Raw genomic sequence first — 20,658 nt, 5'->3', positions numbered from 1 at the left:
GCCGCCATGACGTGCGGGAGGCGCTGATGTGCCGCCATCTGGCCTATCTCGGGCCCGGGATTCCCCTGGGTGAGGTCCTGCTGCGGCCCCAGCACAGCCTGTTCCGGCAGTCCTGGGCGCCACGCCGGCAGGCGCACGGCACCGTCAACGCCGACGGTTTCGGCGTCGGCTGGTACGCCCCGGACGACCCGGAACCGGCCCGCTACCGGCGGGCCGGGCCGATCTGGGCGGATGCCTCCTTCCTCGATCTGGCGCGTGTGGTGCGCTCCGAAGCGCTGCTCGGCGCGGTCCGGGACGCCACGCTGGCCGACCCGGACGGGGAGGCCGCCGCGGCGCCGTACGCGGGCGAGGGGCGGCTGTTCAGCCACAACGGGGCGGTGCGCGGCTGGCCGCACTCGGTGGCCCGGCTGGCCGCCGGGCTGCCACCGGTCGACCTGCTGGGTCTCGCGGCCCGCTGCGACTCGGCGCTGGTGTGGGCCCTGGTACTGCGCCGGTTGCGGGACGGCTACTCCGCCCCGGAGGCGCTGGCCGACACCACCCGGGCCGTCGCCGCGGCTGCGCCCGGCTCGCGGCTGAACCTGCTGCTCCTCGAGGACCGGGCGATCGCCGCGACCGCCTGGGGCGACACCCTGTGGTACCGGACCGACCCGGCGCGGGGCACGGTGGTCGCCTCCGAGCCGTACGACGACGACCCGCTGTGGACGGAGGTTTCCGATCGCACCCTGCTGACCGCCACCCGCACCGAGGTACTTCTCACCCCGCTCAAGGAGCCTTCCCCGTGAGCCCGTTCACCGTCACCCGCACCCTTCCCGCCGATGCCACGGCCGCGGCCCTGCGCGCCGATGTGGCCCGCGGGCTGGCCTGTGTTCCCAAGTCCCTGCCACCCAAGTGGTTCTACGACGCGCGCGGCAGCGAGCTGTTCGAGCGGATCACCGAGCTGCCCGAGTACTACCCGACCCGTGCCGAGCGGGAGATCCTCGGCGACCGGGCGAGCGAGATCGCCGCGGCCACCGGGGCCCGCACCCTGGTGGAGCTGGGTTCCGGCTCGTCGGAGAAGACCCGTCATCTGCTGCGCGCGCTGCGCCCGGGCACCTACATCCCGGTGGACGTCAGCGAGAGCGCGCTGACCCTGGCCGGGCGGGCGCTGCTGGAGACGCATCCGGAGCTGACCGTGCACGCCCTGATCGCCGACTTCCAGTCCGGTCTGGTGCTGCCCAAGGCCCCGGGGCCGCGGCTGGTGGCGTTCCTCGGCGGCACCATCGGCAATCTGCTGCCCGAGGAGCGCGCCGCGTTCCTGTCCTCGGTCGCCGGTCTGCTGGCCCCCGGTGACGCGCTGCTGCTCGGCACCGACCTGGTCAAGGACGAGGCGACGCTGGTGGCCGCGTACGACGACGCCCAGGGCGTCACCGCGGAGTTCAACAAGAACGTCCTGTCGGTCGTCAACCGGGAGCTGGGGGCCGATTTCGACCCGGAGGCGTTCGACCATGTCGCGGTCTGGGACAGCGGGCACGAGTGGATCGAGATGCGGCTGCGGGCGCGGAGCGACCTCACCGTGAAGGTCCCGGCGCTCGACCTGGCGGCGCACTTCGCCGCCGGTGAGGAGATGCGCACCGAGGTGTCCGCGAAGTTCCGCCGGGAGCGGGTGGGCGCCGAGCTGGAGGCGGCCGGATTCGCCTTGCGCGAGTGGTGGACGGACCGGGCGGGCCGCTTCGCGCTGTCACTGGCGCTGCGCGGTTGAGCCAGGGGGTGCGGCGGTGCTGCCCCGGGGGACCAGCCGCGGCAGGTCGTCCTGGACGCGCACCGCCAGGCCGCCGTCGAGCAGCGCGATCAGCTGCTCGGCGGCGTGCCGCCCGAAGGCGGCGGTGTCGCGGACCAGTGCGGTGAGCGAGGGGTGGGTGCTGCGGCACAGCACCGAGTCGTCCCAGGCCACGATGGACAACTCGGCCGGGACGCGGAGTCCGCGTTCGGCGGCGACGGCCAGCCCGGCGACGGCCATCACATCGTTGTCGTAGACGATCGCGGTGGGCGGCGGGCCTTCCGCGAGCACCCGGGCGGTGGCCGCGGCGCCCTGGGCGTCGGAGTAGTCGGTGGGCACCGAGCGCACCTCGGCCAGACCGCGGCGGGCGGCCTCTTCGCGCAGCGAGTCCATCCGGCGCCGGGTGTGGGTGAGTTCCGGGAGGCCGGCGATGTGCACGATCCGGCGGTGGCCGAGGTCGTGCAGATGGCTGACGATGGAGGCCATCGCGCCGGCGTCGTCCGCCCAGAGGTTGGAGATGCCGGGCGGGGCCGGGGCGGGCAGTGAGCCGATCACCACGGCGGGCAGGCCGAGTTCGTCCAGCAGCGCGGGGCGGGGGTCGTGCTGGCGCGGGTCGACGACGAGCAGTCCGTCGACCCGATGCTCGGCCCACCAGCGGCGGTAGACCGCGGCCTCCGCCTCGATGTCCTCCACCACCTGGAAGAGCAGCCCCAGCCCGCGGCGGGCGAGGGCCTCCTGGACGCCGGAGACCAGGCGCAGGAAGAAGGACTCCACGCCGAGGGTGCTGGCGGGCCGGGCCAGCACCAGCCCGACCGTGGCCGAGCCCTCGCCGGAGAGCGCCCGCGCGGCCGTGCTCGGCTGCCAGCCGAGCTGTTCGGCGACGCGGCGCACCCGTTCGCGGGTGGCGGACGAGACGCCGGGCCGGTCGTTGAGCGCGAAGGACACGGCGCTCTCGGAGACTCCGGCGCGGCGTGCGATGTCCTTCATGGTGGGGCGTCGGGCCGGGGTCCGGCGCATGGGTCACCTCCCGCCCCCGCAGTGAACGGGGGTCTGTACTAAAGCGCTTGAGCTCCTTCATGCTAAAGCGCATTAGTTCGCGACGGCAGTCTTGACTCCACCGGCGGCCTGGGGGCAGCTTTTGGTCCGCCACCTCCTGGACAGAAGCGAAGGAGCTCGTCGGTCATGTCTGACTCATCTGGCACCTCCTCCCGCAGAACCCTCCGCGCCGCGGTCGCCCTCACCGTCCCGCTCGTCATCTCCGCCCTGACAGTGACCGGTTGCGGCTCCGGTGACGACGGCGGCTCCCGTGCGGACGGGAAAATCGAGGGGGAGATCACCTTCCAGACCTGGAATCTGCGGGCGAACTTCAAGGACTACTTCCAGGGTCTGATCAGTGACTTCGAGGAGAAGTACCCGGATGTGAAGGTCGAGTGGCAGGACGCTCCCGGGGAGAACTACGCGGAGAAGCTGAGCGCGGACGCGGGGGCGGGGAATCTCGCGGATGTCGTCAATGTCTCGCCGGACCTGTCGTATCCGCTGGCCAAGGCCGGGCTGCTGATGAATCTGGACAAGGAGAAGGCAAGCTCCCGGTTCAGGGATGAGTACACCCCGCAGGCGTGGCAGGGCACGTCGCTGCCCGGCCTGAACGGCAGCTATGCCTTTCCCTGGTACCTCAACACCGGTCCGCTGTTCTACAACAAGGCGCTCTTCGTCAAGGCCGGGCTCGACCCCGCGAAGCCGCCGCGGAATTACGACGAACTCTTCTCGGCCGCCAACACGATGGCGAAGGAGTCGGGCGGCGGGATCGCCACGCTGGCCGGCACTCCGACGATCGAGGACTTCGGCCGGTACGGCGTGCGGCTGATGAACGACGACGCCACCGAGTTCACCTACAACGAGCCCAGGGGCGTCGAGCTGCTCACCCGCTACCAGGAGCTGTACGACAACGGCGGACTGGACTCGCAGGCGCTGATCATGACCCCGGAGAAGGCCGGACAGAAATTCCTGGAACAGAAGGTGGCGATGAATCCGGGCGGCGCCCACGATCTGGCGACCTTCAAACGGGACGCGCCGAGCCTGTACCGGAATCTCGGAATCACCGACACCCCGACCGAGAACGGCAAGCCCAATATGTATGTGATGGGCCTGGCGGTGAACGAGCGAAGCGACCACAAGGCCGCCGCGATCGCCTTCGCCCACTTCGTGACCGATCAGCGGCACCAGGAGTCGTTCGCCCACAAGGTGGCGATCTTCCCCAGCACCAAGGGGTCGCTGGAGAAGGAGTACTGGGCGAAGGACGACGGCACCGACGAGGGCCGCGTCCGGGTGGCCGCGGCCAGGATGCTCAAGGACGCGGTGAACTACACCCCCGTCGTGATGAGCGACGAGATGAAGACGATCCTGCAGAACGAGGTGGCCAAGGCCCTGCAAGGCAGGAAGTCCCCGCGGCAGGCGCTCGACGACGCGGTGGAGCAGAGCAACAAGCTGCTGAAGCAGAGCTGATGGCAGGGCCCGTCACCTCGCCGGTGCGCACCGCCGCGCCGCCGGTGCCCGGCCGCCCGGCCCCGGCGCGGCGCCGCGCATCGCGGCCGCGCACCCACCGGGCCGCGAGCCCCTGGCTCTTCCTGCTCCCGGGCCTGGCGGTCATCGTCGCCTTCCAGATCTATCCGTTCCTGAGCACGGTGCAGGCGTCGTTCACCGACGCCCGCACACTCACCGGGGGCCGGTGGGTGGGGCTGGAGAACTTCCGCGCGATGCTGGACGACGAGCAGTTCTGGATCGCCCTGCGCAACAGCCTGCTGTACGTCGCGCTGGTGGTGCCGTTCACCGTGGTGCTGCCGCTGCTGCTGGCCCTCCTGGTGCACCGGCAGATCCCCGGCATCGCCTTCTTCCGCGCCGCCTTCTACACCCCGGTGGTGGCCTCGGTCGTCGTGGTGTCGCTGATCTGGAGCTGGATGCTGGACGACCGGGGGCTGATCAACGCCATCCTCGACGTCTTCGGGGCCGGGCCGGTGGCCTTCCTGGGCGACCAGTGGCTGCTGCTGTTCAGCGCCATGGCGCTGACGGTGTGGAAGGGCCTGGGCTACTACATGATCGTTTATCTGGCCGCGCTGGCCCATGTGCCCCAGGAGCTGCACGAGGCGGCGGCGGTGGACGGGGCCGGCGCCGTCCGGCGGTTCTTCCACGTCACCCTGCCGTCGATCCGCTCGACCATGGTGCTGGTCGGGGCGCTCTCCTCGGTCGCCGCGTTCAAGGTGTTCTCCGAGGTGTACCTGCTGGCGGGGCCGAGCGGCGGTCCGGCCGGTGAGGACACCACCTTGGTGATGCTCGTCCAGCGCGTGGGCACCGGGCTCAACGGCCGGGTCGGCTATGCCTCCGCGATCTCGCTGGTGATCTTCTGTATCGCGCTGCTGCTGATGCTGCTGGTGCTGCGCGCCGACCGGAAGGAGGACGGGTGAAGCGAGGGCCGGTGAAGCGGGCAGGCAGGAAGGCCGGGCCGGCGAGGCGGATGTCCGGCTGGGAGAAGGCGCTCCGTTACCTGCTGCTCGTCGTGGTCCTGCTGATCTGCGTCGGACCGTTCCTGTGGCAGCTGTCCACCTCGCTCAAGAGCACCACGGAGGACATCTACACCTCGCCGCCGCGTTTCGTCCCCGAGGACCCGACGCTGGACAACTACTCCGCCGTGGCCGACATCATCCCCGTCTGGGACTACGCGCTGAACTCCCTGAAGGTCGCGGTGGCCAATGTGGTGACCAACTGCGTCGGCGCCTCGCTGGCCGGATACGCCCTCGCCCGGCTGCGCTTCCGCGGCCGGCGGGCCGCCTCGCTGGCCTTCGTGGTGGCGCTGCTGGTCCCGGTGGAGTCCATCATCATCGCGCAGTTCACCATGGTGCGGGACCTGGAGCTCGACAACTCCCTGATCGCGGTGGTGCTGCCCGGCTCGGTCGGCGCGCTGAACGTACTGCTGATGCGGAACGCCTTCGCCGGCCTGCCGTACGAGGTGGAGGAGGCGGCCGTCATCGACGGCGCCAATGTGTGGCAGCGGTTCCTCCGCATCGCGCTGCCGTCGGTCAAGGGCACCCTGGCGGTGGTGGCCATCTTCTCCTTCATGTTCGCCTGGGACGACTTCCTCTGGCCGCTGATCGTGCTCTCCGACTCCGACAAGTTCACCCTGACCGTCGGCCTCAACTATCTGCACGGCACCTTCGCCAACAACCCCCGGCTGGTGGCGGCCGGCGCGATCATCGCGGTCGCCCCGCTGATCACGCTGTTCCTCTGCCTCCAGCGCTACTTCTTCCGCGGCGTGAGCGAGGGCGCCGTCAAGGGCTGACCGGGCACCGCAGGTTGCAGAAGGGATGACTTCCTTGCGCTTCGGCGTCAACTACACCCCCACCCGCGGCTGGTTCCACCACTGGCTGGACTTCGATCTCGACGAGGTCCGCGCCGACCTGGACTCCATCGCGGCACTCGGACTCGACCACATCCGGGTCTTCCCGCTGTGGCCCCTCTTCCAGCCCAACCGCGCCCTGATCCGGCCGCGCGCCGTCGAGCAACTGGTGCTGCTGGCCGACGCGGCCGGCGAACGCGGCCTGGCGTTGAGCGTGGACGGCCTCCAGGGGCACCTGTCGAGCTTCGACTTCCTGCCGTCCTGGACCACGACCTGGCACCGGCGCAACCTCTTCACCGACCCCGACATAATCGAGGCCCAGGCGGCCTATCTGCGCACCCTGGCCGAGGCCCTCGCCGACCGGGCACACTTCATCGGCATGACCGTGGGCAACGAGGTCAACCAGTTCGCGGCGGACCCGCACCCCGACCCCGACCGGATCAACCCCCGGCAGGCCGACGCGTGGCTGCGGCGGATGCTGGAGGCGTGCGAGAAGGGCGCCCCGGGCCGCCTGCACGTGCACGCCTGTTACGACGCCGCCTGGTACCGGTCGGATCACCCCTTCACCCCGGAGCACGCGGCCCGGATCGGCGCCGCGACCGCGGTGCACTCCTGGGTGTTCAACGGCACCGCCCAGCTGCACGGCGCCGAGGGCGCCGCCACCGAGCGGCACGCCGCCTATCTGATCGAGCTCTCCAAGGCGTGGGCGGCCGACCCGCACCGCCCGGTCTGGCTCCAGGAAGTCGGCGCCCCGGCCCCGCACATCCCGGCCGACCGGGCCGCGGCCTTCACCGAGGCGACCCTCTCCCACGCCCTGGACTGCCCCGATCTGTGGGGCGTGACCTGGTGGTGCTCGCACGACGTCGACCGGGCGCTGGCCGACTTCCCCGAGCTGGAGTACGGGCTGGGGCTGCTCACCAACGACCGCCGGGTCAAGCCGGCCGGGGCCGCCGTCGCCTCGGTCGTCCGGGAGTACCGGGCCGCGGCGCCGCGGCCGGCGCCGCGCACCACGGCGCTGGTGGTGGAGCCGGAGGCGCGTGCGGCGTGCGCGCCGGGCGGCAGGTACTTCGAGGCGTGGATGCGGCTGGCGGCGGACGGTGTGCGGCCGGCGTGCGTCTGCGCCGGGCGGGCGGATGATCCGGCGTACTTGGCGGCGCGCGGCATCACGGAGCTGGTCACCCCGGCCGGAACGGACTAGCCGTGCCGGCCGCTCCTTCCCCACCCCGCCCTTTCCCGTAACCGGGGGCAAGCCCCCGGACCCCCGAACGCCCTCCGGGCGTGTCCTCAATGGGCTCGAAAGCTGAGCAGAAAGGAGCACCTCATGGCCAACAGACCGCATACAGCGCTCCCCCCGGCCGGCCCCGCGCGGCGGGGCGTGCTGGCCGTCGGCGCCGCCGCCGCGATGGCCGGGCTGGCGGCGGGCCGCGCCGCCGCGGATCCCACACCTCGCGGCGCCGGCGCCGCCCCCGCACTCCAGCCGTACGCCTCGTACTGGTTCCCCGACAGCCTGCCCAGCGGCAGTCCGGAGCCCGGCGTGGTCTGGCGGAGCCTTGCGTCGTGGAGCCCGCAGGCCGACGCCGATCTGCCGTACAACACCGCGGCCGTCCCCCTCGCCGCCCGCTTCACCCCGGTCCCGGTCAACCGCACCGCGCGCGCCGGGCAGGCCCGCGTCCAGGCGCTGGCCGCGTTCGCCCCGACCTCGCTCAACCCCTCCCAGGGCGCGCCGAAGGCGGACGTCTACGCCCCGACCCACTGGGCGTACATCGACGAGCTGGTGTTCTGGGGCGGCTCCTCGGGCGAGGGCCTGATCCTGGCGCCCAACGCCCCCGTGGTGGACGCGGCGCACCGCAACGGCGTCCCGGTGCTCGGCAACATCTTCCTGCCGCCGGTGGCGTACGGCGGGCAGCTGCGCTGGACGCGGGATCTGGTGCGGCGCGACGCGTCCGGCGGTTTCCCGCTCGCCGACAAGCTGATCGAGGTGGCCAGGGCGTACGGCTTCGACGGCTGGTTCGTGAACGCCGAGACCGGCGGCGGGGACGCGCTACTCGCCGCCGACATGCGGGATTTCCTGCACCACCTCCGCGACCGGGCCGAGGGGCTCCGGGTGACCTGGTACGACTCCATGATCGACACCGGGGCGGTCAGCTGGCAGGACGAGCTCAACGACCGTAACTCCGCCTTCTTCCGGGCCGCCGACTCGATGTTCGTCAATTTCGGCTGGTCCGCCTCCGGACTGCTCTCCTCCGCACGTCTCGCCGAGGACCTGGAGCGGGACCGCTACGAGCTGTGGGCCGGGATCGACACCGAGGCGCGCGGCTGGGACACCCCGGTGGACTGGGACGCCATCGTGCCGGCGGACGGGCCGCACGTGGCGTCGTACGGCTTCTACCGGCCGGAGTGGACCTGGACCAGCCTCCCCGCCGACCAGCGCACGCCCGGCGCGTTCCACCGGCGCGACGACCGCTTCTGGACCGGCGCGTCGCTCGACCCCTCGGCACCGGCCGCCTCCGGTGTGCGGCGGGCGCCGCGTGGCGGCGGGGGCTGGCGGGCGCCGGCGCTCTCGGTCGCGGACCGGTCCACGGTCACCGCGCTGCCGTTCGCCACCACCTTCAACACCGGGCACGGGGTGCGCTGGTATGAGCGGGGCAAGGCGGTCTCCGACAGCGAGTGGAACCATCTCGGGCTCCAGGACCGGCTGCCCGGCCGCCGCTGGGTGGTGCGCACCGACGGCGCCCGGCCGCGCGTCGGCTTCGACTTCGCCGACGCCTGGCGCGGCGGGAGCAGCGTCCTGGTGGAGGGGGCACTGCCCTCCCCGGCCACCGTCGAACTGCACTCGGTGCGGCTGCCGCTGTCGGGGACGACGGTGGTGGAGCTGGCGCACCGCCTCGACGCCGGCTCGGCCGCGGTGCGGGTGGAGCTGGCGGTGGCACTGGAGCAGCCGGGCTCGCCGGGCGAGCCGTACCGCTTCAGTTATGTGCCGGCCGGCACGCTCCGGGCGGGGCCGGGCTCGCAGGGAGCGGGGACGCGGAGCGGATGGGCCACCGCGACGCTGCGGATCGGCCGGAAGCTGCACGGGCCCCGCGCGGGCACGGTACACGCCCTGGGCGTCCGGCTGACCGCACCCGACGGGGGCACCGTCCGGTGGCGGCTGGGCGCGCTGACGGTGCGCGACGCGCTGCCCGCCGCGCCGGGGAGCCCGGCCGCGCCGCGGGTGGCCGACGCGGCGCGGAACCCGGACGGCACCGCGGCGCTCCGGGTGGTCTGGGGCAAGGCCGCGGGCGCGGTGCGCCACTACGAGCTGCACCAGGTGCTTCCGGGCGGCGGCCGCCGCTTCCTCGGCGGCACCTGCGGCAGCGCGTTCCATGTCGCCGCGCTGCGCCGCGGTGGCGGCGAGGCGGCGACCCGGGTGGAGATACGGGCCGTGGACGAGCTGTTCGCCTCCTCCGCACCGGCCACCGTCTCGTACCGCTGGTAAACCGCCGGCAATGCGCCGGCAGGCCGCCGCTATCCGCCCCGTCCGCCTCGTTCACCTGGTAGCACGTCACATCTGGTCAGCCGGCCACGACTCGAGGAGCTCGATTCCCCGTGCACAACGATCGCGCCGTCACCGAAGCCCGTCTCCAGCGTGTCCTTCAGGAGAGGATCCGCCCGGCCGTCCGTCCGGCGTCCGTCCCGCTCACCGTCGGGGTGTGGCAGGCGCCCGACGAGCCGGTGCCGGTCGCCGAGGGGCTGGCCGCCCCGCGCACCCCGATCGCGGCCGGGGCGGCGTGGGGCCCGCCGTGGGGCACCAGCTGGTTCACCGTGACCGGCACGGTGCCCAAGGAGTGGGCGGGCCGGACCGTGGAGGCCGTGCTGGACCTGGGCTTCGATGAGAACATGACCGGCTTCCAGTGCGAGGGGCTGGTCTACCGGCCCGACGGCTCGCCGGTGAAGGGGCTCCATCCGCGCAACCAGTGGGTGCGCGTGGGCGCGCCGGTGGCCGGCGGCGAGGAGGTGGAGCTGCACATCGAGGCCGCGTCCAATCCGGTGGTGCTCGACTACCACCCGTTCCGGCCGACCGAGCTGGGCGACAAGGAGACAGCCGGCAGCGAGCCGCAGTACCGGCTGGGCCGGATGGATCTCACCGTCTTCGACGAGACGGTCTGGGAGCTGGTCCAGGACCTGGAGGTGCTGGGCGAGCTGATGGTCGAGCTGCCCGAGGACTCCCCGCGCCGCTGGGAGATCCTGCGCGCGGTGGAGCGGGCGCTGGACGCGGTCGATCTGCAGGACGTGGGCTCCACGGCGGGCCGCGCCCGGGAGCTGCTGGCGGATGTGCTCGCCGCCCCCGCGCACGCCTCGGCGCACACCCTGAGCGCGGTCGGGCACGCGCACATCGACTCGGCATGGCTGTGGCCGTTGCGCGAGACGGTGCGCAAGGTGGCGCGCACCACGGCGAACATGACGGCGCTGCTGGAGGACGAGCCGGACTTCGTCTACGCGATGTCGCAGGCGCAGCAGTTCGCGTGGATCAAGGAGCACCGCCCGGAGGTGTACGCGCGGGTCAAGAAGGCGGTGGCCGAGGGCCGCTTCGTGCCGGTGGGCGGCATGTGGGTGGAGTCCGACACCAACATGCCCGGTTCGGAGGCGCTGGCCCGGCAGTTCGTCCACGGCAAGCGCTTCTTCCTGGAGGAGTTCGGGATCGAGACCGAGGAGGTGTGGCTGCCGGACACCTTCGGCTACTCGGCCGCGCTGCCGCAGCTGGTCAAACAGGCGGGGGCGAAGTGGTTCCTGACCCAGAAGATCTCCTGGAGCCAGACGAACACGTTCCCGCACCACACCTTCTGGTGGGAGGGGCTGGACGGCACCCGGGTCTTCACCCACTTCCCGCCCATCGACACCTACAACTCCCAGCTGTCCGGCAGGGAGGTGGCGCACGCGGTGCGCAACTTCCGGGAGAAGGGGTCCGCCACCCGCTCGCTGGCGCCCACCGGCTGGGGGGACGGCGGGGGCGGCACCACCCGGGAGATGCTGGCGCGGGCCAAGCGGCTGGCGGATCTGGAAGGCTCGGCGAAGGTGGTCTTCGAGCGGCCCGCGGCCTTCTTCGAGAAGGCGCAGGCGGAGTACGCGCACGCCCCGGTGTGGGTGGGCGAGCTGTATCTGGAGCTGCACCGGGCGACGCTGACCAGCCAGGCGAAGACCAAGCAGGGCAACCGGCGCGGCGAGCATCTGCTGCGCGAGGCGGAGTTGTGGGCGGCGACGGCGGCGGTGCGGGCGGGCTTCTCCTATCCGTACGAGGAGCTGGACCGGCTGTGGAAGACGGTGCTGCTGCTCCAGTTCCACGACATCCTGCCGGGCTCGTCGATCGCCTGGGTGCACCGGGAGGCGGAGGCCAGGTACGCGGAGGTGGCCGCAGAGCTGGAGCGGATCATCGCGCGGGCGCAGGCGGCGCTGGCCGGTGACGGAGCGGCGGGGAGCTCGGTGGTCTTCAACGCGGCGCCGCACGAGCGGGGCGGGGTGGCGGCCGGCGGCGCGGCACCGGCGGTGGAGGACGGCGGGCGGGCGGTGTCCGCGGTCCCCCGTGCCGAGGGCGGGTTCGTGCTGGACAACGGGCGGCTGCGGGTGGCGGTCGACGACCGCGGACTGCTGGTGTCGGTGTACGACATCGCGGCGGACCGCGAGACGGTGGCGCCGGGCACGGCCGCCGGCCTGCTCCAGTTGCACACCGACTTCCCGAACATGTGGGACGCCTGGGACGTCGACCACTTCTACCGCAACACGGTCACCGATCTGACGCGGGCGGAGAGTGTGGAGCTGCTGGACGACGGGTCGGTGCGGATCGTGCGGGGCTTCGGCTCCTCCCGGGTCGAGCAGCGGGTGACCCTGCCGGCGGGTGAGCGGCGGGTGGAGTTCGACACCGAGGTGGACTGGCACGAGACGGAGAAGTTCCTCAAGGTCGCCTTCCCGCTCGATGTGCACGCCGACCGGGCGGCGGCCGAGACCCAGTTCGGGCATCTGTACCGGCCCACCCACACCAACACCAGCTGGGACGCGGCGAAGTTCGAGGCCTGCGCGCACCGCTTCGTCCACGTGGCGGAGCCGGGCTGGGGGGTGGCCGTGGTCAACGACTCGACCTACGGCTACGACGTCACCCGCGCCGTCCGCCCCAAGACGCCGGCACCGGGCACCGGCGGGACCACCACCACGGTGCGGCTGTCGCTGCTGCGTGCGCCGCGCTTCCCCGACCCGCGTACCGACCAGGGGATGCACCGCTTCCGGTATGCCCTGGTGCCGGGCGCCGGGATCCAGGACGCGGTCCGCGAGGGCTACCGCATCAACCTGCCGGAGCGGCGGGTGCCGGGTAACGCCGAGGTGGTGCCGCTGGTGTCGGCGGGCGACGACGCGGTGGTGCTGAGCGCGGTCAAGCTCGCGGACGACGGCAGCGGCGATGTGGTGGTGCGGCTGTACGAGTCGCTGGGCGGCCGGGCCCGCACCTGGCTGACCGCCGGATTCGCGTTCGCGTCGGTCGAGGTGTGCGATCTGCTGGAGCGTCCGACCGGGCCCGCCGAGCACGAGGGGGTGAACGTGGCGCTGACGCTGCGCCCGCATGAGATCGTCACCCTGCGGCTGTCCCGCGCGGAGAAGCCCGGTCTGTGACAGGTCCGCTCGCAGGCAAGTCGATGATCGGTCAAGGCCCTTGTAGGCAGGAGAGGCGCCCGTCTACGCTGTGGCCGCTCGACAGCTCGGCTCACACTCGGTCGCATTCGCAAAGCCGCTGGCCGGCGCCGTCGCACCGGCGGACGCCTCCCCCGCCGGCCGCGGGCAGGATCCGGCCGTCGCCCGGCAGCCGGCACGGAAACCGTCCCCGCGGGCGCCGCCGAGGCGGCGTTCGCGGGGACGGTGACCGGTTTCGGGCCCGCGCTCCGGTCAGCGCGGCAGCCCCTGGCCGGGGGTGAGGATGCCGTACGGGTCATGGCGGCGTCTGGCGTCCGCCAACCGCTCCCACACCGGCCCGAAGTGGGCCCGCCAGTCCTCCTCCGACATCCGCAGCGTGTTGATCGGGTAGGCCACCGCGCCGGCGGCCAGCGCCCGGTCGTGCACGGCGCGGTTGGCCGCGATCAGCGCGTCGCGGGCGGCCGGGTCGTCAGCGGGCGCGGTGCGCAGCAGGGCGAACAGGTACATCAGCTCCCCGGCCGGCCGGCGCAGCATCGGGGTGCGCAGCCGCGCGGTGGGCACCGGGTAGAGCAGCACCAGCCCGGAGTCGCCAAGGTCGTGCTGGGTGAGTCCGGCCAGTTCGCCGGTGACCAGGGCGTGGGCCGCCGCCTCGGGGAGGAAGAGGTTGAGCCAGGGGTGCGGGTGGAACCACTCGCCGGTCTCGCGCAGCAGTTCCTCGCCGGGTGCCAGCCGGTCCAGGAAGTCCGCGTAGGCGAGGTCCTCGCTGGTCTCGGTGGCGCGGTCGTGGCGCAGGTTGCCCAGCAGCTCCCGGTCCGGCGGCGGCCAGGCCGAGCGGTCGCAGGTGTCGTACGCCACGGCCTCGATCAGGTACGTCCAGGTGCCGTCCGGTGCGAGCCTGGCCTGGCCCTCCAGGTAGTCGAACCTGCCGTCGTGGGCGAGCCGGCTCTGGTCGGAGAGGTAGGCCGCCGGATCGCGGTAGGACAGCTCGTAGCGGCGGACCCGGGCGGGGGCGCGGACCAGCCGGATGGTGGCCCGGACGATGATCGCGCACTGGCTCAGCCCGGCGCGGACGGCGTCGAACAGCTCGCGGTTGTGCTCCGCCGAGCAGCTCACCTCCTCCCCCGCGCCGGTCACCACGTCCAGCCGCAGCACGGAGTCGGTCTGCATGCCGTGACGGTGGCTCATCCCGCCTATGCCGCCGACGGAGAGGGTGCCGCCGACGCTGCTGCCGAGGTAGTCGGTGAGCACCGGCGGGGTGCGGCCGTGCGGCAGCGTGGCGGCGAGCACGTCCCGCCACAGCGCGCCCGCCTCGACGGTGACCTCGTCTTCCGACATGCGCAGTATCCGGCCCAGTCCGCGCATGTCGACGACGACACCGTCCTGGGCCTGTCCCTGGCCGTGCACCGAGTGCCCGCCGCCGCGCGCGGCGACCGGTATGCCCCGCGGTCCGGCCGCGGCCATCAGCTCCCGTATGTCCCGCGCCGAGCCGGGGGTGAGGACGGCCAGCGGACGGGTGCGCACGGTGTGGCCGAAGTCGTCGCAGGCCCAGGGCGGTATGTGCGGGCCGGTGTGCCAGCTGCCGTCGACTTCGGGCAGGGCGGGGAGGTTGACGTCGGGAACGGGGATCATGTGCCGGGAGCCCTCCGCGGGACGCGTGGTGATCGGTCGGTCCTCCACCGTAATCCCCCGCGCCCCGCGTAAGTACGGCCGATCCCCCGGCCTCTGACGGTCAGTCGCCGTCGGCCGTGACGAGGCGGCTCACAGCCGTTCGATGATGGTCACATTGGCCTGGCCGCCACCCTCGCACATGGTCTGCAGGCCGTACCTGCCGCCGGTGCGCTCCAGTTCGTGCAGCAGGGTGGTCATCAGCCGGGCGCCGGTGGCGCCCAGCGGGTGGCCCAGCGCGATGGCTCCGCCGTTGACGTTGACCCGGGCCGGGTCGGCGCCGGTCTCCTTCAGCCAGGCCAGCACCACCGGCGCGAACGCCTCGTTGATCTCGACCAGGTCGATGTCGTCGATGGTCAGCCCGGCCCTGCGCAGGGCGTGCGCGGTGGCCGGGATGGGCGCGGTGAGCATCCGGATGGGGTCCTCGCCGCGCACGGCGAGCTGGTGGATCCGGGCGCGCGGCCGCAGGCCCTGGTCGCGGACGGCCTGTTCGGAGGCGATGAGCAGTGCGGCGGCCCCGTCGGAGACCTGGGAGGAGAGCGCGGCCGTGATCCGGCCGCCCTCCAGCAGCGGGGGCAGTGCCGCCATCTTCTCCCGTGAGGTGTCGCGCCGCGGGCCCTCGTCGGCGGTCACCTCGGCGTACGGCACGGTCTCCGGTACGAAGCGTCCGGTGTCCAGGGCAGTGACCGCCCGCTGGTGGGAGGTGAGCGCGAACTCCTCCATCTCGGCCCGGGATATGCCCCATTCGGTGGCGATCTGCTCGGCTCCGTGGAACTGGCTGACCGGCCGGTCGCCGTAGCGGGCCCGCCAGCCCTCGGAGCCGGCGAACGGCCCCCGGTCAAGGCCGAGCGGCACCGCGGCCTGGCGGCTGGCGAAGCCGATGGGCACCTGCGACATGTTCTGCACGCCGCCCGCGACGACCAGGTCCTGGGTGCCCGACAGGACGGCCTGGGCCGCGAAGTGCAGGGCCTGCTGGGAGGATCCGCACTGCCGGTCGACGGTCACCCCGGGAACCTCCTCGGGCAGCCCGGCGGCCAGCCAGCAGGTGCGCGCGATGTCCCCGGCCTGCGGGCCGACCGTGTCCAGGCAGCCGAAGACGACGTCCTCGACGGCGGAGGGATCGGCGCCGGAGCGCTCCATCAGGGCGCGCAGCACATGAGCGCCGAGGTCCGCGGGGTGGACGGCGGAGAGTCCGCCGCGCCGCCGGCCGACCGGTGTGCGTACCGCTTCGACGATGTATGCCTCAGCCATGTCCGCTCCCTATGTCACGGTGTCCGTGACCGTCGTCATTCGCGCAGGGCGATGCCGTCCAGCACCATCGACAGGTACTGGCGGGCGATTTCCTCGGGGGTGTGCAGGCCGCCCGGCCGGTACCAGGAGGCGGCGACCCAGACGGTGTCGCGCACGAACCGGTAGGTGAGCCGGATGTCGAGGTCGGCGCGGAAGACCCCGGCGGCCACGCCGCGCTCCAGGGTGCTCAGCCACGCCGTCTCGAACCGCCGCTGCGACTCGGCGAGGTAGCCGAAGCGCGGCTGGGCGGCCAGGTGCCGGGATTCCTTCTGGTAGATCGCCACCGCGGCGCGGTGCCGGTCGATCTCCCGGAAGGATTCGGTGACGAGCGCCTCCAGGGTCTCCCGGGGGCCGAGCCCGGCGGCCAGCACGGCGTCGTACCCCGCCCACAGCTCGTCCAGGAAGGTGGAGAGGATCTCGTCGATCATCGACTCCTTGGAGTCGAAGTGGTAGTAGAGGCTGCCCGCGAGCAGGCCGGCCTCGTCCGCGATCCGGCGGACGGTGGTGGCGTTGTAGCCGTGCGCGGCGAAGACCTCGGCGGCGGTCGCCAGCAGTTCGCGGCGGCGTTCGGGGGACGCGCTCACGGCCGTCTTCTTGCTGTTCACACCAGCACGGTAACCTACCAAACACTTGTTAGACAGGCTCCGGGACGCGGTCGTCCGCAGGTCAGCGGCGCGCGGAGAGGCTCCACGCGAGCCCGAGGGGCGGTGGACGTGACCGGCGTCACCGACGTATCCCGCGACAGGCAGTAACCTGTCCGACATGACCCCGCTCGTTCGCCGCCGCCACGTGGACTTCGTCCGCGTCACGAGCATGTCCTGTCCGCGCACCCGCTGACGTGCGTTTCCCGGCCGCCCGATCTCGGGCCGGCCCCCTGTCTCCAGCTCAGCCCACCCGGTTCCGCGGCCCCGCCCCACCCCGGCGCGCCGTCGCGCAAGGCCCGTTCATCACGGGCAGTGCCGGGTCCTCACTTCCGCGGATGTACCCATGTCCTTCCAGCAGCTTCCCGTGATCGACCTCTCCGCCGCCTCGCGTGGCCCCGAGGACCGTGCCCGCCTCCACGCCGATCTGCACTCGGCCGCGCACGACGTCGGCTTCTTCCAACTGACCGGTCACGGCATCAGCCCCGAGGAGACCGCCGCGCTGATGCGCGTCATGCGCTCCTTCTTCGCCCTCCCGGAAGCCGACCGGATGGCGATCTCCAACCTCCACTCGCCGCATTTCCGCGGCTACACCCGCATAGGCGACGAGCAGACCGGCGGCAGCCGGGACTGGCGCGACCAGCTCGACATCGGCGCCGAGCGCCCGCCGCGCATCCCCGGCCCCGATGATCCCGGGTACTGGTGGCTGGAGGGCCCGAACCAGTGGCCTGACGCGCTGCCGGAGCTGCGGACCCGCGCGCTGGCCTGGGTCGACCGGCTCAGCGGCGTCGCGCGGCGCCTGCTGCACGAGCTGCTGGCCTCGATCGGCGCCCCGCCGGACTTCTACGACGACGCCTTCGGCGACCAGCCGCATCTGCACCTGAAGATGGTGCGCTACCCGGGCCGCGCCCCGGACGGCGCCGACCAGGGCGTGGGCGCCCACAAGGACTACGGCTTCCTGACCCTGCTGCTCCAGGACGACATCGGCGGGCTCCAGGTGGAGCGGTCCGACGGCCTCTTCCACGATGTGCCGCCGCTACCCGGCGCCTTCGTGGTCAACCTGGGCGAGCTGCTGGAGGTGGCCACCGACGGCTACCTCAAGGCCACCCATCACCGGGTGGTCAGCCCGCCCGGCGAGCGCGAGCGCTTCTCGGTTCCGTTCTTCTTCAACCCGCGGCTGGACGCCAGGATCGAGCCGCTGCCGTTCGCCCACGCCCAGCACGCGCCCGGGGCCACCCAGGATCCGGCCAACCCGCTCTTCGCGGAGTTCGGCCGGAACGAGCTCAAGGGCTGGCTGCGCGCCCACCCCGGGGTCGCCCTCCGTCACCACACCGCCCTCCTGGAGCAGGCCTCGGCCCAGCCCGGGCCGGTGCCGGTCGCCTCGTAGCGCCAGGAGGCGTCGGGGGGGCCGCGCGGCGTCGCGGCGGCCCTCCCGGCACCCCCTGAGCGGCCGCAGTTCGCGCGAACCGGGCCACCGGTCCGGCCGCGTGATCCATGCTGGGTCTGTGGACCGAGGTGGTCCGCGGCCCCCGCCCGCGTGGACGCGGCCAGACGACGAGTGAGGTATGCGCGCATGTACCGGACCCGGCCCACTCTGGAGAACGTCGCGCTGCACGCCGGCGTCTCGCGCGCCACGGTGTCCCGCGTGGTCAACGGCTCCCCCAAGGTCGCCGAGGAGAGCCGGGAGGCCGTACTGCGCGCGATCCAGGAGCTGGGGTACGTCCCGAACCAGGCGGCGCGCAGCCTGGTCACCCAGCGCACCGACTCCTTCGCGCTGGTGCTGCCGGAGGAGCCCGGCCGGGTCTTCTCCGACGACCAGTTCTTCCCCGGCATCGTCCGCGGCGTCAGCCAGGAGCTGGAGGAGGCGGACAAGCAGCTGGTGCTGATGATGGCGCGCTCGGCCGCCAGCCGGGACCGGATCGAGCGCTTCGCGCTGGCCCGGCACGTGGACGGGGTGATGGTCGCCTCGCTGCACGGCGACGACCCGCTGCCCGCGGCGCTGGCCCGGATGGGCATTCCGGTGGTCTGCAACGAGCGGCTGCTCGGGTCGGTGTCGCTGCCGTACGTCGGAGTCGACAACGCCCAGGGCGCGGCCGCCGCGGTGCGCCATCTGGCGGCCGCCGGGCGGACCCGGATCGCGACGGTCGCCGGTCCCCAGGACATGGTCGCGGGGATCGACCGGCTCGCCGGATACCGGGCGGAGCTGGCCGAATCGGGGCTGGCCGGCCAGGTCGCGGTGGGCGACTTCACCCAGGAGTCGGGGGTGGCCGCGATGCTCGAGCTGCTGGAGAAGGACCCGGCGCTGGACGCGGTCTTCGTCGCCTCGGACCTGATGGCGGTCGGGGTGCTGCGGGCGCTGCGCCGGGCGGGGCGCCGGGTGCCGGACGACGTCGCCGTGGTGGGCTTCGACGACATCGACACCGCCCGCTACACCGAGCCGCCGCTGACCACCGTCCGCCAGCCGATCACCGAGATGGGCAGCCGGCTGGCCCGTCAGCTGCTGCGGCTGGCCTCGGGTGAGTCCATCGAGCCGTCGGTCGTGCTGCCGACGCGGCTGGTGGTCCGCGAGTCGGCCTGAAAGCGCGGCCTGAAGCGCAGCAGGCGGCGATCCGGCGGCCCGGCCTCGCTACGCTCCTCGGGCATGACCGAACCCTCATACCTGCGAACCACCCGGGCCTTCTACGACACCGTCGCCGTGGAGTACGCCGAACACTTCAAGGCCGTGCTCGACGACAGGCCGCTGGACCGGGCCACGCTCGGCGCGTTCGCCGAGCTCGTACGGGCCGACGGCGGCGGGCCGGTGGCCGATCTGGGCTGCGGCCCCGGCCTGGTGACGGCCCATCTGCACTCCCTCGGGCTCGACGTCTTCGGCGTCGACCTGTCACCGGCGATGGTCGCCCTGGCCCGGCAGGCGCATCCGGGGCTGCGGTTCGAGGAGGGTTCGATGACCGCCCTGGACCTGGCGGACGGCCGGCTCGGCGCCATCGTCGCCTGGTACTCCATCATCCACACCCCGCCGGAGCGGGTGCCGGCCGTCTTCGCCGAGTTCCACCGGATGCTGGCGCCGGGTGGCCGCCTGCTGCTCGGCTTCCAGGTCGGTGAGGAGCCGCTGCGGCTGGACCGGCCGTTCGGCCACGCCGTGTCGCTCGACTTCCGCCGGTGGCAGCCCGACCGGGTCGCCGAGCTGCTGGGCGCGGCCGGCTTCGAGGTGGGGGCCCGGCTGCTGCGCGAGCGCGAGGGGGCCGAGACGGCCCCGCAGGCGCACCTGCTGGCCCGCAAGCCGATGGACCGCGAGGAGGCGTCCGGCGCCGTGCTGGTATGAGCGGCGAGAGGCTCAAGCGCCGGTGTGGCGGGGCAGCAGGGCGCGCAGCTCGCGTTCGAAGTCATCGTAGCGGGCCCGCAGCTCGGCCCCCGGCCAGTCGGCGGGCAGCAGCCGGGCGGGCAGCACCGGATCGGTGAGCAGATGGCGCAGGATGGCCGCCGCGACGGTGAACCGGCCGGCCGGGCCGTCCGCCCGGGCCAGCGCCGTGAGCAGGCCCCGGGCCTGCCGGGCCCAGCCGTCCAGGTCCCACAGGTGTGCCGCGAGCCGCTCCGGGTCGTCCCTGGGCGCGCCGCTGAGCAGGGTGCACTGCTCGGTGACCACGGCCGGATACGGGCGGACCAGGTTGTCCGGCCGCAGCCAGGTGCCCTCGCGGAGCTCGGCGAGGCGCAGGTCGGCCATGGCGGCGCGCAGGGCGCCGCGCTCGGCGGGAGGACGGCGGTCCGAGGTGACCACCGCGATCTCCCAGCCGCCGTGCCAGCGGCGGGTGCGCGGGACACGGCTGTCATCCTGCCGGGCCTGACGGGACAGCAGGCGCTCGGTGAGGCGGTACGTCCCCTCGTGCTGTTCAAGGTCGCCGGCGGCGACCATACGGGTCAGGGCGACCCGGATGGTGCCCTCGGCGGTGCCGAAGAGGGCACCCACCCGCACCAGGGAACGAGCGGGCAGCTGGGGCGGATGGTGCCCCAGCAGGGTGCTGAGCACGATGGATCGGGCGGTCAGCGGGCGCGGCGCCGGCAGGTCGGCGCCGCCGTCCGCGGCGTCTGGCGCGCGGCGGGGCCGGGCGGCACCGGGCCGGGCAGCCTCGGGCGGGGCCGCGCCGGGCGGGGCGGTCTCGGTCGCCGGGGGGTGTTCCGCCCCGGGCCGGTCGCCGGTTCGTGGGGCACCGCCGGTCGGTGGCGTGTCGGATGCGATCTCTTCCATGGGTGTCCGGAACTCTATCCCTTAC

Annotated in this window: 16 protein-coding genes; 11 read left to right on the top strand and 5 right to left on the bottom strand. The window is 73.1% G+C overall.

Annotation, left to right across the window (positions count from 1 at the left end; translation table 11 throughout):
• Nucleotides 1–26 precede the first annotated feature (26 nt).
• Together egtC and egtD are read left to right on the top strand one after the other, a co-directional pair.
• Nucleotides 27–782, top strand: coding sequence for an ergothioneine biosynthesis protein EgtC (gene egtC / locus AC4BDD_RS28395; RefSeq protein WP_490688319.1), 756 nt, complete (start codon nucleotides 27–29; stop codon nucleotides 780–782).
• Nucleotides 779–1,738, top strand: a complete 960-nt coding sequence (gene egtD / locus AC4BDD_RS28390) for an L-histidine N(alpha)-methyltransferase (RefSeq protein ID WP_490688318.1) — start codon at nucleotides 779–781, stop codon at nucleotides 1,736–1,738. The genes egtC and egtD overlap by 4 nt, the downstream gene beginning before the upstream one ends.
• Here the strand turns inward: egtD and AC4BDD_RS28385 are convergent.
• Nucleotides 1,718–2,773, bottom strand: a complete 1,056-nt coding sequence (locus tag AC4BDD_RS28385; RefSeq protein ID WP_490688317.1) for a LacI family DNA-binding transcriptional regulator — start codon at nucleotides 2,771–2,773, stop codon at nucleotides 1,718–1,720. The genes egtD and AC4BDD_RS28385 overlap by 21 nt on opposite strands.
• 165 nt (nucleotides 2,774–2,938) lie before the next feature.
• Here AC4BDD_RS28385 and AC4BDD_RS28380 point away from each other — a divergent pair, with 165 nt between their 5' ends.
• The 6 genes from AC4BDD_RS28380 (at nucleotide 2,939) to AC4BDD_RS28355 (ending at nucleotide 12,776) form a co-directional block, all read left to right on the top strand.
• Nucleotides 2,939–4,258 (top strand): ABC transporter substrate-binding protein, encoded by a 1,320-nt coding sequence (locus AC4BDD_RS28380; protein WP_490688316.1) that lies wholly within the window; start codon nucleotides 2,939–2,941, stop codon nucleotides 4,256–4,258.
• Complete coding sequence (locus AC4BDD_RS28375; RefSeq protein ID WP_490688315.1) at nucleotides 4,258–5,214, top strand: carbohydrate ABC transporter permease; 957 nt, start codon at nucleotides 4,258–4,260, stop codon at nucleotides 5,212–5,214. Before AC4BDD_RS28380 ends, AC4BDD_RS28375 begins: the two co-directional genes overlap by 1 nt.
• A 50-nt stretch (nucleotides 5,215–5,264) precedes the next feature.
• On the top strand, nucleotides 5,265–6,086 hold the full coding sequence (locus AC4BDD_RS28370) for a carbohydrate ABC transporter permease (protein ID WP_490691967.1): 822 nt from the start codon (nucleotides 5,265–5,267) through the stop codon (nucleotides 6,084–6,086).
• Nucleotides 6,087–6,111: 25 nt separating this feature from the next.
• Nucleotides 6,112–7,341 carry a glycoside hydrolase 5 family protein gene (locus AC4BDD_RS28365; protein ID WP_490688314.1) on the top strand — a complete coding sequence of 410 codons (1,230 nt, stop codon included), beginning with the start codon at nucleotides 6,112–6,114 and terminating at the stop codon, nucleotides 7,339–7,341.
• Between the two features lie 123 nt (nucleotides 7,342–7,464).
• Nucleotides 7,465–9,618, top strand: a complete 2,154-nt coding sequence (locus AC4BDD_RS28360; RefSeq protein ID WP_490688313.1) for an endo-beta-N-acetylglucosaminidase — start codon at nucleotides 7,465–7,467, stop codon at nucleotides 9,616–9,618.
• A 110-nt stretch (nucleotides 9,619–9,728) separates the two neighbouring features.
• Nucleotides 9,729–12,776 carry an alpha-mannosidase gene (locus AC4BDD_RS28355; protein ID WP_490688312.1) on the top strand — a complete coding sequence of 1,016 codons (3,048 nt, stop codon included), beginning with the start codon at nucleotides 9,729–9,731 and terminating at the stop codon, nucleotides 12,774–12,776.
• Between the two features lie 270 nt (nucleotides 12,777–13,046).
• On the opposite strand, the gene AC4BDD_RS28350 is transcribed toward AC4BDD_RS28355, so the two are convergent.
• The 3 genes from AC4BDD_RS28350 to AC4BDD_RS28340 form a co-directional block, all read right to left on the bottom strand.
• The gene (locus AC4BDD_RS28350; protein WP_490688311.1) at nucleotides 13,047–14,471 is read right to left on the bottom strand and encodes an FAD-binding protein; all 1,425 of its coding nucleotides are present in this window, start codon (nucleotides 14,469–14,471) and stop codon (nucleotides 13,047–13,049) included.
• An 81-nt stretch (nucleotides 14,472–14,552) separates the two neighbouring features.
• Nucleotides 14,553–15,710 carry an acetyl-CoA C-acetyltransferase gene (locus tag AC4BDD_RS28345; RefSeq protein WP_490688310.1) on the bottom strand — a complete coding sequence of 386 codons (1,158 nt, stop codon included), beginning with the start codon at nucleotides 15,708–15,710 and terminating at the stop codon, nucleotides 14,553–14,555.
• Between the two features lie 35 nt (nucleotides 15,711–15,745).
• Nucleotides 15,746–16,354 carry a TetR/AcrR family transcriptional regulator gene (locus tag AC4BDD_RS28340; RefSeq protein ID WP_490688309.1) on the bottom strand — a complete coding sequence of 203 codons (609 nt, stop codon included), beginning with the start codon at nucleotides 16,352–16,354 and terminating at the stop codon, nucleotides 15,746–15,748.
• 382 nt (nucleotides 16,355–16,736) lie between these two features.
• Between AC4BDD_RS28340 and AC4BDD_RS28335 the strand changes: the two genes are divergently transcribed.
• The 3 genes from AC4BDD_RS28335 (at nucleotide 16,737) to AC4BDD_RS28325 (ending at nucleotide 19,712) form a co-directional block, all read left to right on the top strand.
• On the top strand, nucleotides 16,737–17,777 hold the full coding sequence (locus AC4BDD_RS28335; RefSeq protein WP_490688308.1) for an isopenicillin N synthase family dioxygenase: 1,041 nt from the start codon (nucleotides 16,737–16,739) through the stop codon (nucleotides 17,775–17,777).
• 186 nt (nucleotides 17,778–17,963) lie between these two features.
• Nucleotides 17,964–18,968: a LacI family DNA-binding transcriptional regulator gene (locus AC4BDD_RS28330; RefSeq protein ID WP_490688307.1), complete on the top strand. Its 1,005-nt coding sequence runs from the start codon at nucleotides 17,964–17,966 to the stop codon at nucleotides 18,966–18,968.
• Between the two features lie 63 nt (nucleotides 18,969–19,031).
• Nucleotides 19,032–19,712, top strand: coding sequence for a class I SAM-dependent DNA methyltransferase (locus AC4BDD_RS28325; RefSeq protein WP_490688306.1), 681 nt, complete (start codon nucleotides 19,032–19,034; stop codon nucleotides 19,710–19,712).
• A gap of 12 nt (nucleotides 19,713–19,724) precedes the next feature.
• On the opposite strand, the gene AC4BDD_RS28320 is transcribed toward AC4BDD_RS28325, so the two are convergent.
• A complete protein-coding gene (locus AC4BDD_RS28320) occupies nucleotides 19,725–20,633 on the bottom strand; it encodes a PaaX family transcriptional regulator C-terminal domain-containing protein (RefSeq protein WP_490688305.1) in 909 nt (302 codons plus the stop codon).
• Nucleotides 20,634–20,658: the final 25 nt, after the last annotated feature.

This window comes from Streptomyces sp. JLBT605 (assembly GCF_058215555.1).
This window is presented reverse-complemented; position numbering and strand designations above follow the sequence as displayed.

Bases quoted from the DNA above. Each gene is read 5' to 3' on its own strand.
- AC4BDD_RS28320 (WP_490688305.1), bottom strand. From the start codon at position 20,633: ATGGAAGAGATCGCATCCGACACGCCACCGACCGGCGGTGCCCCACGA.
- egtC (WP_490688319.1), top strand. From the start codon at position 27: ATGTGCCGCCATCTGGCCTATCTCGGGCCCGGGATTCCCCTGGGTGAG.
- AC4BDD_RS28345 (WP_490688310.1), bottom strand. From the start codon at position 15,710: ATGGCTGAGGCATACATCGTCGAAGCGGTACGCACACCGGTCGGCCGG.
- AC4BDD_RS28360 (WP_490688313.1), top strand. From the start codon at position 7,465: ATGGCCAACAGACCGCATACAGCGCTCCCCCCGGCCGGCCCCGCGCGG.
- AC4BDD_RS28330 (WP_490688307.1), top strand. From the start codon at position 17,964: ATGTACCGGACCCGGCCCACTCTGGAGAACGTCGCGCTGCACGCCGGC.
- AC4BDD_RS28385 (WP_490688317.1), bottom strand. From the start codon at position 2,773: ATGCGCCGGACCCCGGCCCGACGCCCCACCATGAAGGACATCGCACGC.
- AC4BDD_RS28370 (WP_490691967.1), top strand. From the start codon at position 5,265: ATGTCCGGCTGGGAGAAGGCGCTCCGTTACCTGCTGCTCGTCGTGGTC.
- AC4BDD_RS28380 (WP_490688316.1), top strand. From the start codon at position 2,939: ATGTCTGACTCATCTGGCACCTCCTCCCGCAGAACCCTCCGCGCCGCG.
- AC4BDD_RS28375 (WP_490688315.1), top strand. From the start codon at position 4,258: ATGGCAGGGCCCGTCACCTCGCCGGTGCGCACCGCCGCGCCGCCGGTG.
- AC4BDD_RS28335 (WP_490688308.1), top strand. From the start codon at position 16,737: ATGTCCTTCCAGCAGCTTCCCGTGATCGACCTCTCCGCCGCCTCGCGT.
- AC4BDD_RS28365 (WP_490688314.1), top strand. From the start codon at position 6,112: ATGACTTCCTTGCGCTTCGGCGTCAACTACACCCCCACCCGCGGCTGG.
- AC4BDD_RS28325 (WP_490688306.1), top strand. From the start codon at position 19,032: ATGACCGAACCCTCATACCTGCGAACCACCCGGGCCTTCTACGACACC.